The sequence below is a fragment of the Streptomyces sp. NPDC003943 genome (assembly GCF_053605265.1).
This window is the reverse complement of sequence record NZ_JBSGIW010000155.1, coordinates 1-9,780: the sequence shown is the minus strand read 5'-3', so window position 1 is coordinate 9,780 and position 9,780 is coordinate 1. Positions and strand designations below refer to the sequence as shown.

At 73.8% G+C, this 9,780-nt stretch carries 6 protein-coding genes, 1 tRNA gene and 1 pseudogene; 3 read left to right on the top strand and 5 right to left on the bottom strand.

Translation table 11 applies throughout. The annotated features are described in order from the left end of the window. Together ACWEV0_RS34905 and ACWEV0_RS34900 are read right to left on the bottom strand one after the other, a co-directional pair. Positions 1-1,601 (bottom strand): glycoside hydrolase family 18 protein (locus ACWEV0_RS34905; RefSeq protein ID WP_453153833.1); only part of this gene is annotated, 1,601 nt, incomplete at its 3' end. Positions 1,602-1,847: 246 nt separating this feature from the next. Further along, a complete protein-coding gene (locus tag ACWEV0_RS34900) occupies positions 1,848-2,915 on the bottom strand; it encodes an LLM class flavin-dependent oxidoreductase (RefSeq protein WP_453153834.1) in 1,068 nt (355 codons plus the stop codon). A 377-nt stretch (positions 2,916-3,292) separates the two neighbouring features. Here ACWEV0_RS34900 and ACWEV0_RS34895 point away from each other — a divergent pair, with 377 nt between their 5' ends. Next, complete coding sequence (locus ACWEV0_RS34895; RefSeq protein ID WP_403800997.1) at positions 3,293-4,051, top strand: IclR family transcriptional regulator; 759 nt, start codon at positions 3,293-3,295, stop codon at positions 4,049-4,051. 64 nt (positions 4,052-4,115) lie between these two features. Continuing rightward, positions 4,116-4,189 (top strand) — tRNA-Lys (locus ACWEV0_RS34890). Between the two features lie 65 nt (positions 4,190-4,254). On the opposite strand, the gene ACWEV0_RS34885 is transcribed toward ACWEV0_RS34890, so the two are convergent. From ACWEV0_RS34885 to ACWEV0_RS34875, 3 genes are all read right to left on the bottom strand, one after another. After that, positions 4,255-5,910, bottom strand: coding sequence for an AMP-binding protein (locus tag ACWEV0_RS34885; RefSeq protein ID WP_453153832.1), 1,656 nt, complete (start codon positions 5,908-5,910; stop codon positions 4,255-4,257). 65 nt (positions 5,911-5,975) lie between these two features. Continuing rightward, positions 5,976-6,566 carry a lytic polysaccharide monooxygenase auxiliary activity family 9 protein gene (locus ACWEV0_RS34880; protein WP_453153831.1) on the bottom strand — a complete coding sequence of 197 codons (591 nt, stop codon included), beginning with the start codon at positions 6,564-6,566 and terminating at the stop codon, positions 5,976-5,978. A 157-nt stretch (positions 6,567-6,723) separates the two neighbouring features. Then, the gene (locus tag ACWEV0_RS34875) at positions 6,724-7,932 is read right to left on the bottom strand and encodes an SPFH domain-containing protein (protein WP_453153830.1); all 1,209 of its coding nucleotides are present in this window, start codon (positions 7,930-7,932) and stop codon (positions 6,724-6,726) included. 1,549 nt (positions 7,933-9,481) lie between these two features. On the opposite strand from ACWEV0_RS34875, the pseudogene ACWEV0_RS34870 reads away from it, so the two are divergent. Next, a pseudogene (locus ACWEV0_RS34870) lies at positions 9,482-9,780 on the top strand (hypothetical protein); the annotation flags it as partial.

Here is a 9,780-nt window from a genome sequence, read left to right as displayed (position 1 = left end):
GTGTAGACCTGGCCGGCCACGTACGCCGGGGCGGTGCAGGTGCCGCCGGTCGGCGTGGGCGTCGGGGTCGGCGTCGTGGTGGTCGGGGTCGGCGTCGGCTGGGTGGTGGGCGGCGTCGTCGGCGGGGTCGTCGGGGTGGTCGGCGAGGAGCCGACGGCGTCGACGATCTGGTTGAAGAGCGTGGCGTTGGCGTCGAGGCCGAGCAGCGAGTACATCATCGCGCCGGCGAGGCCGCGCTGGTGGGCGTAGTCGGCGCGGGCCTGGATGGTGCGCTTGTCCAGACCGGTGAAGAACTCGCCGTCCTTGTAGAAGTAGGCGGACTTGGCCTGGTCGTCCCAGAAGGTGGTCGCCGGGTTGTCGACGATGCCGCCGAGCTCCTTGTAGTACGCGATGCCGGCCGCCTGGCTGAGCGGGCGGGCGTTGGAGCCGCCGGTGGCGGTCTGGGCGAGGCCGTTGGTGGTGCCGGCCGGGACGCCCTTCCAGCCGCGGTAGTAGAACTCGTAGCCGAGGGTCAGCTTGTCGGCCGGGAAGCCACCGGTGATGCCGTAGGCGGGCTTGCCGTCGAGCCAGGAGTCGATCGCGTTGTCGATCGAGTACTTCTCGGTGCCCGGCTTGATGACGTCGGTCGGGTCGTTGCTGCCGGAGTGGAGCGGGGACTGGTGGTACGTCGGCCCGTCGCCGTCCCAGGCGCCGTGCATGTCGTACGTCATGATGTTCGCGTAGTCGAGGTACGCGCCGATCTTGTCCGTCTCGATGTTCTTGATCTTGTCCTGGCCGGCCGGCAGCGCGGCGGTCAGCAGGTACTTCTTGCCGCCGTGCGCGGCGCCGTACTCGTCGAGCTGCTTGCGGAACTCGGCGAGGAGCAGCGTGAAGTTCTGCTTGTCCTCGGGGGCGTAGTGGTTGCCGAGGTGGCCGTCGGGCGAGCCGGGGTACTCCCAGTCGATGTCGATGCCGTCGAAGATGCCGGCGGCGGTGCCGGCGCCGCCGAAGCCGCCCTCGACCGGCAGGTCGCCCTGGATGTACTGCTTGATGCAGGAGGCGACGAACTTCTTGCGGCTGGCGTCGGTCTTGGCCGCGTCCGAGAAGTACTTGGAGTAGGTCCAGCCGCCGATCGAGATGTTGATCTTCAGGTTGGGGTGCTTCGCCTTCAGTTCCTTGAACTGGTTGAAGACGCCCACGATCGGCTGGTCCCACTTGTCGGCCACGCCGTCGACGCTGTCCGCGGCCGAGAAGGACTTCTGGTAGTCGGCGTACGAGTCGCCCGCGCCGTCCCCGGCGCTGGGGTTGGCGTCGTCGCCGGCGGCCTTGTTGGCCTCGAAACAGGTGAGGTCGGTCGGGTGGATGTTCCCGAACGAGTAGTTGATGACGTCCAGCTTGGCCGCGATGCCCCGCTCGTCGAGCTGCTTGGGGTAGAAGGCGTTCCCGTACACGCTCCACTGGTCGTAGTACGCGATCTTGACGCCGCCCGTGGACGGCGCGGCGGCGGTGGTGTCGGCGGCCTGCGCGGAGCCGAGGCCGGCGGTCGCGGCGAGGGCGCCGGCGGCGAGGGCCGAGCTGAGCAGGGCGGCGATGAGTGGTTTGCGGGGGTTGCGGGGGTGCACGTGCGGCCTCCGGGAGGGGTGGCGGTACGGAAGTTGGAGCAGTGATATCCGCCGCGCGAACAGCGCGTCAATGGTCTGAACCAGATTGAGGACTAGACCAATTGACGGAAGAAAGCCCTTGTCAGCGCCCTCCGCAGGGGGCGCAGCACAAAAGAAAGCCGCTCGCCACCATGCGTGACGAGCGGTTTAAGGTTCGCTTAGGGATCGCGGCCCGGTTCGTTCGAGGATGAACCAACAGCCGGGAAATTATCCGAGCTCGGGCAGCCCGTAGGCGTCGGCGATCAGCTCGTAGCTCCGCAGCCGCGCGTCGCCGCCGTGCGCGTTCGCCGTGATCATCAGCTCGTCGGCGCCGGTGCGCTTCTGGAGGGCGTCGAGGCCCTCCCGCACCTCGTCCGCCGTGCCGTACACGACGTTCCCCAGCCAGTCGTTGACGAACTCGCGCTCCGCGAGGCTGAATTCGTACGCCTCGGCCTCCTCCGGCGTCGGGATGAGGCCGGGCCGGCCGGTGCGCAGCCGCAGCATCGACAGGGCACCGGTGAGCACCTGGCGGCGCGCCTCCCCGGCTTCGTCGGCGGCGAGCGCGGCGACGCCGATCAGCGCGTACGGCGCGTCGAGCACCGCCGAGGGGCGGAAGGACTCCCGGTAGAGGTCGAGGGCCGGGATGGTGTTGCGGGCCGAGAAGTGGTGGGCGAAGGCGAAGGGCAGGCCGAGCAGGCCGGCGAGCCGGGCGCTGAAGCCGGAGGAGCCGAGCAGCCAGACCGGCGGGCGGCCCTTCGGGCCCTGCACCGGGCCGGGCACGGCGTGGATCCGGGCGTACGGGTGGCCGTCCGGGAAGTCGTCGTCGAGGAAACGGGTCAGCTCGGCGAGCTGCTCCGGAAAATCGTCGGCGCCCTCGTGGAGGGTCTGGGTGCGGCGCAGGGCGGCGGCGGTCGCGCCGTCGGTGCCGGGCGCGCGGCCGAGGCCCAGGTCGACCCGGCCCGGGGCGAGCGCCTCCAGGGTGCCGAACTGCTCGGCGATCACCAGCGGCGCGTGGTTCGGCAGCATCACGCCGCCGGAGCCGAGCCGGATGCGGCGGGTGTGGGCGGCGAGGTGGGCCAGGATCACGGCCGGCGAGGAGGAGGCGACACCGGGCATGGAGTGGTGCTCGGCCACCCAGTGCCGGTGGTAGCCGCGGCGCTCGGCGAGCCGGCTGATCTCGACGCTGGTGGCGAGCGCCTGGCTCGCGGTCCGCCCCTTGCCGACGGTGACCAGGTCCAGTACGGACAGCGGTACGGGCGCGGTGCCGCGCACCTCTCCTCGGATCGAGTCTCGAATCGCGTCTCGATGCACGTCTCGATTCGCGTCTCGCGTCGCGTCGTCGCTCACCGTGGGACCTTTCTGACGTCAATGGCCGGACAGGGAGAGCTAACAGGAGGGTGTCTCCGTTTGTTCCGGAGAGGGGCTCCGAGCGGCTCCCGCCGAAAAAATCTTCACGTCCGGAACGGGACCGAACGGGCGTCCGGGCCACCTCGCGCACGGCCCTGACCTCAGCCTCTCCGACAGGGCTGTGACCATGGCATATGCCAGAGTGGCGCACCCCAGCCCAGGGCCCCTGAGCACCGAATCAATCTCGCCAACAGCCGCCCCGTGGCGAGCCCTTGGCGGCTATCGTGGTACGGAAGCTTGCGGTCACAACCTGGTAGGGGGAAACCGTGGCGCTGAAGCCCGAGCCCACCGCGCCGTTCCACTCGGTGCAATACGCCCTCCGCGTGCTTGAGACGGTCTCACGGCACGGTGGCGGCGTGACGGACGTGCAGATCGCGCGGGAGACCGGCCTGCCCGTCGCCCATCTGTCGTCCATGCTCCTGATGCTCCGGCGCGAGGGATACGTGGAGCAGGTCTCCGACGGCGCCTACGTCATCGGCGACTCCCTGGTCCTCCTCGGCTCCGGCGTCACCCGCCGCGAGGCCCTGGAGCGCAAGCTCCAGGAGACGCTCACCGAACTGCGCGACTCGGTCGGCGCCGCCGTCTACATCAGCCGGTACATCGACGGCGAGGTGAAGATCACCCAGTTCGCCGACGGCCCGCGCACCCCGAAGGTCAACGAGTGGGTGGACTTCCGCTCGGCCGCCCACGCCAGCGCGGTCGGCAAGTGCCTGCTCACCCAGCTCGACCAGAACGGGCGCCGCGACCACCTCGCCCGCCACAAGATCGCCCGGCTGACCTCCCGGACGATCACCAACGAGAAGATCCTGTTCTCCAAGCTGGACAGCCAGCCGCCGACCGTCCCGATGCTCGACCTCCAGGAGTACGCGGTGGGGACGGTCTGCGCGGCGGTGCCGCTGACGGCGGGCTCGACCGTGGGCTGCCTGGCCCTGTCGCTGCCGATCGAGCACGCGCACCGGCTGCGCTCGGCGGCGGACACGCTGAACCGGCGGGCGGCGCCGGTGGTGCTGTCGCTGGCGATCTAGGGGGCCGACAGCGGGGTGGTCACGAGCACCCCTCGGGACCAGGTAGTATTTTCTCTGTCAGCAGGCGCCGCTAGCTCAGTTGGTTAGAGCAGCTGACTCTTAATCAGCGGGTCCGGGGTTCGAGTCCCTGGCGGCGCACAGACAGAGGAAGCCCCTCGCGAAAGCGAGGGGCTTCCTTGTTTTCCCGCTCTGGCCCGCTCTGGTCAGCCGGGGAAGGGGCGGTGCTGCTCCGCGTAGGCCCGGCGGAGCGTCTCGCGAGCGGTGTCGGTGAGGAGCTCGTACGGGGCGGAGGGCGCCGGTCGCCACCAGACCGGGTCGGGGCTGCCCAGCCCGGCGCGGCGGAGCGCGACCCGGTGGATCTTGTTGGTGGCGGTCAGGGGCAGCTCCGGGGCGACCCGGACGTAGGCCGGGGGCATCTTGGTGCCCAGGTCGCGCTGGTCGGCCAGGAAGGCGGCGAAGGCGGCCGGATCGAAGACGGCGCCGGGGCGCAGGGCGAGCGCGGCCATCACCCGGTCGCCGGAGACGGGGTCGGGTATCGCGTAGACGGCGACGCCGGCCGCGCGTTCCCAGCGGGCCAGGATGTTCTCGATCATCGCGGCGGCCAGGTTCTCGCTGTCGACGCGCAGCCGGTCGTCGGTGCGGCCCGCGAAGTAGAGGAAGCCGTCGGCGTCCCGGTAGAAGAGGTCGCCGGTCCAGTACCAGCCGTCGCGCAGGCGCGCGGCCTGGGCCTCGGGGTTGCGCCAGTAGCCCTCGAAGGGGCTGCGGCCGCGGTTGACCAGCTCGCCGACGGCCTCGTCGGCGTTCAGCAGCAGGCCGGTGGCCGAGAAACGGGCCGGCGGGCACTCGCGCCGGGTGGCCGGGTCCACCACGGCCAGGTCGTCGCCGGGTGCGGCCCGCCCGATCGCCCCGGGCGGGGTGCCGGGGCTCCGCTGGATCGCGGCCCCGCCCTCGGAGGAGCCGTACCCCTCGACGAGCCGCACCCCGAACCGCGCCTCGAAGCGGGCCGCGTCCACCGCGCCCGCCTCCGTGCCGAAGCCGAGCCGGAGGCGGTGGTCGCGGTCGTGGGCGCTCTCGGGGGTGGCGAGCAGGTACTGGACGGCGCGGCCCACGTAGGTGAAGTAGGTGGCGCCGAAGCGGCGTACGTCGGGCAGGAAGCGCGAGGCCGAGAAGCGGGCGCGCAGCGCGATCCCGGCGCCGGCGGCGAGCGCGGGCGCCCAGTCGGCGATCACGGCGTTGCCGTGGAACATCGGCATGCAGATGTAGTGGGTGTCCTCCGGCCCTATCGAGAAGTGCGACACGAGCGAGTCGCCGGCGGCGGCGAGCCGGCCCTGGCTGCACACGGCGGCCTTGGGCGCGCCGGTGGAGCCGGAGGTGAAGGAGAGGAGGAAGCGGCTGTCGGGGCGGGCGGGCCGGAGGAAGCGGTCGTGCGGGGTGGCGGTCCCGTAGGGGGCGAGCAGGGCCTCGTACGCGTCGGTGTCGGTCACCAGGATCCGTACGCCGGGCAGCGGCAGCCCGTCGAGGAGCGGGAGGTGGGCGCGCTGGGTGACCAGGAGGCGGCAGTCGGTGTGCCGGATGTCCCGGGCCAGCTCGGCGCCGCGCCGGGTGGGGTTGATCCCGGCGACGGCGGCCCCCGCGAGGGCCGCCGCGCCGAGCCAGAGCGGGTACTCCGGAGTGTTGTCGAGCAGCAGACCGAGGTGCGGCTCGCGCCCCGGCCGGTCGGGCATCAGCTCCGCGAGCAGAGCGGCGCGGGCGGCGGCGCCGGCGGCGACCTGGTGGTGGGTGAGGGTGGTGCGCTCGTCCCTCAGTCCGGTCCGGTGGTCGTGCCACTGGCGTCGTACGAGTTCCGCGACGGTCCTCATGGGGCCGGATGCTAGCTGACGTCACGTCAGATGAGGAGGCCCTGGAACCGGCCTCGGAACCGGCTTCAGAACTGGACGTCCGAGCACGCGTAGAAGGCGTTCCCGGTGTCCGCGATCGTCCACACGGCGAGGATCAGGTGGCGGCCGGTCTTGCCCGCCGGGACCGTCCCCGAATGGGAGAGGGTCGACGGCGGCTGCTGACCGCCGTAGGGGACGACCAGGAAGGGCTGGGGGTCCAGGTCGGCCCTGGTCAGGGCCCTGGTGCCGGTCCAGCCGTTCCTGGTGATGTAGTAGCGGAAGTCCGTGGTCGCGTGGCGGGCCGTGAACTGCCAGCGGAAGGTGTAGCTCTGGCCCGCGGTGAGCCGGGTGGTGGGCCAGGCGCCGCCCCGGGCGTCGTCGAGCTGCGCGAAACGGGAGTTCCCGCCCGCGCAGATCCTGCCGTCGGCGGGCCCGGCGGCCGGGAAGCCCTTGGGCCCCTCGACCGACTGCGGCTCCCACTGGATGTCGCCGCAGTTGGTCACGGTGCCGTTGGCGCAGAGCTTCTGCCGGCTGATCGGCGAGTCGGTGTAGCCGTGGCCGCTCGCGCTGGTGGTGGCGAGGAGGGAGGCGGCGGCGACGCCGAGCGCCACGGCCGCGATCCCTGTCTTCTTTCGCATGCTGTCGCTCCAGGAGAACGTGGGGAGTTCTGTTGGGCTGTGCTGCACGCGTGCGGGTGGGGGGTTTCGAGCCGTCGGCTCTAGGTCTAGACCAAGCTCCAAGGTAGGGACGGAAGTTGGCCATGTCCATACCAACGGCGGCGGTACGGGAGCGAGGTCAGGCGCCCTCCCCGGGGGCGGTACGGCCGGTGTAGAACGCCACGGTCAGGTCCTTCACCAGCGTCTTCTTCTCGTAGTCGTCCAGCTCGACCAGACCACGGGAGGTCAGCCGGTGGACCACGTCGTCCACCGCGTCCACGACCGAGGTCAGCACACTGTCCCGGTGCTTCGCGTCGAGCGCCGCGATCCGGCTGCGCTGCATCGCCGCGGCGACCTCGGGCGCGTACTCGATCCGCGTCGGCTGCGCCGAGAACACGTCGATCCCGATCGGCGCGCACTCCGCCGACAGCATCCGGGTCAGCGCCTCGCCGACCGCCTCCGAGTCCCGCAGCGTCGGCGCGTCCTCGTGGAACGCGTCCGCCGGCAGCTGCGACAGCACCCGCGCCATCGCCGCCTCCACCTGCTCCCGCAGATACTCCTCGTGCCGGTCCACCCCGAGCGCCGCCCGGACGGTGTCGCGGATCCGCCACACCACGAGGACGACGACGTTCAGCGCGGTGCCCTTCGCGTCCACGGCGGGCAGCGGCTCGCTGCGCCAGTGCCGCAGCCGTACGTCGACCCGGCGGCGGAGCAGCAACGGACTCACCCAGAGCAGCCCCGTGCGGCGCACGGTGCCGCGGTAGTCGCCGAACAGCGTCAGCACCAGCGCGTAACCGACCCGGCCGCGGCCGAGACCGCCCAGGAAGAACAGCGCCAGGACGACGCCGAGCGCGAGGAGTGCCCACTGTCCGAGCGGAATCCCGTCGTACGGCCGCACCGGCAGCCGCAGCATCCGCGCGACCTCACCGGGCACGGCCCCGGCCCACCACACGATCGCGGCACACGCGAGAAGCGCGGCCACCCCGCCCACCACCCCGACCCACCCGGCCAGCACGGGCCCCGGCCGCTCGACGAGCTTGGGATCCGCGGTGGGCGCGGGGCGGTTGCCGGAGGCCGGCGCGGGCCGCGTGGGCGCGGGAATACCCGGCTTCCTGGCCGTCGCCGTCGCAGTCGCCGGCGCCGGCGTCTTGGGTACGGGAACGGTGGCCGGCCCGCCGTCGTCGCCCCCACCCTCCGCCTCGTCCCGGAACAGCAGATGCACCGGGATCGAGCCGGTGGCCTCGGTACCGATGACGGTACGGCGCCGGGGCTGGGGCTGGGACTGGGACTGTGGCTGAGCAGTCGCGCCCGCGCGGGGCGAAACCTCGGCGGAGGTGTCGACGCGCACGCCGGCGATCCACCCGAGATCGACGGCCTCGTCGGGAACGGGGCCGGCTGGGGCGCCCGGGCCTTCAGCTCCTGCGACGGCGGACGCCGCCGGGCGGCCGGGGCCGGAGGTGGCCGAGCCGGAGGGATCTGCGGGCGCGGGCCCGGGCCCCGGGTCCTGCGGCGCAGGGATGACGGAAGCGGCACCGGGCGCCGAACCGCGGGGGGCCGGTGTTGGGTCGGTGGACGCCGACGGGCGCCCCGGGATGGCTGCTGCACCTGCCGGGCGGGGCGCCTGCGACGAACCGGGAGCAGCTCCATGGTCGCGCCCGGGGGCGACACCGGTCGCCGAGCCCGCGGCGGACGACGCAGCAGCGGTGCGGGCCGGGCCCGTCGGCGGCGCCTGAGGCGCATCGGAACTGGCTGGCGGCGGCGCGGAGCACCCGGAGCCGGTTCCGGCGAATGGAGCGCTCGCGGCCACCCCTCCCGTCGTGCGGGGGCCCTGTTGGGGCGCCTGCGGCGGTCGGGCACTGTCCGCGCCGGGGCGCGTCAGACCGGGGGGCTGCTGTACCGGCCGAGCGGCGGCGGGCGCGTTGTCGGAACCCTGCCCGGCGGCGGCCGGAGCCGTACCCTCGGCGCCGTTAGCCGCCACCGGACCCCCAGCCGACGGGCCCTCGACGGCCCGGGCCGTCGAGGGCCCGAGGCCGGACGAACCAGTTACCGCCCCGCCGGACCCGGCGGTACGCCCCGGACCGGACGCGAGGCCAGGGCCCTGCCCGGAGGCAACCGCACCGGAGGCCGCGCCCGCTGCGGGCACGGAAGTACGACCCGGGTGGGACCCAGGGCCGGGGCCCTGCCCGGCACCAGCAGGCGCCGCCGGGCGCCCGAGGTCGGGCGAACCCGGCGCCGAGGCCGGGTGGGAGGCAAGGCCAGGGCCCCGCCCAGCACCGTGTCCAAGGTCGGGCGAGCCCGGCGCCGTAGCCAACGGGGCAGTACGACCCGAGTGGGACGCAAGGCCAGGGCCCCGCCCGGCGCCACCGGGCGCCGTGTGGTCAGGCGAGCCAGAGGCCGAGCCGTCCCGGGACACAGCGGTGCCTCCTGGCTCGGGCGCGTGCCCGGCTGCGGCCGGAGCCGTACGCCCCGCGCCTCCGTCGACCACCGGACCCGCGCCCGACGGCCCCCCGGCGGCCCCGGCCGCCGATGGCCCCAGGTCGGGCGAACCCGGCCCCGTCCCACCGGGCCCGGCAGTACGCCCCGGGCCGGGCGCGGGGCCAGGGTCCTGCCCGGCACCGGTGGGCGCCGGGCGCCCGAGCCCGAAAGAGCCGAGCGGCTGTTGCGCCGCCGAGCCGTCGGCCGAGCCGGCCTGCGGCCCGCCGTTGGGTTCGCCCGCAGCCCGGCCCGCGCCGGCCGACGTACCGGAGGTTCCGCCGGGCGTGCGGCCGGTCCCCGTCGACGCGGCCCCGGAACCGGCGGCCGGAGCCGTCGGGTGCGCGGGGTTGGGGGGCGTGCCGTTCGCCGGGGCTGCTTCAACCGCCCCTCCGCCGACAGTCGCTGACGGCACGCCAGGCGCCATGCCCGCACTCGTCGGCGCGCCGGCACCGCCGTGGAGGCTCGCCCCCTCCGCAGGCGCATCCACCCGGGCCGCGCCACCGGCACCCGCGTCGGCACCGGCCGGAAGACCCGCCCCGCCCGCGCCCGGCGTCCTGTCCGCACCAGTACCGGCCGCCGCGACCGACGCCGCTCCCCCACCGGCCGGCCCGCCCGCCGGCCCGCCGCCCGTCGGCGTGCTGGCACCGGCCGCCGTGGTGGGCGCGCCCGGCACCCCGCCCGCCGACGCGCCCGTAGGCGCGCCCGGGGCGCCGCCCGTGCC

Coding starts and splice junctions, on each gene's coding strand:
- ACWEV0_RS34880 (WP_453153831.1), bottom strand. CDS start 6,566: ATGCGAAAGAAGACAGGGATCGCGGCCGTGGCGCTCGGCGTCGCCGCC.
- ACWEV0_RS34885 (WP_453153832.1), bottom strand. CDS start 5,910: ATGAGGACCGTCGCGGAACTCGTACGACGCCAGTGGCACGACCACCGG.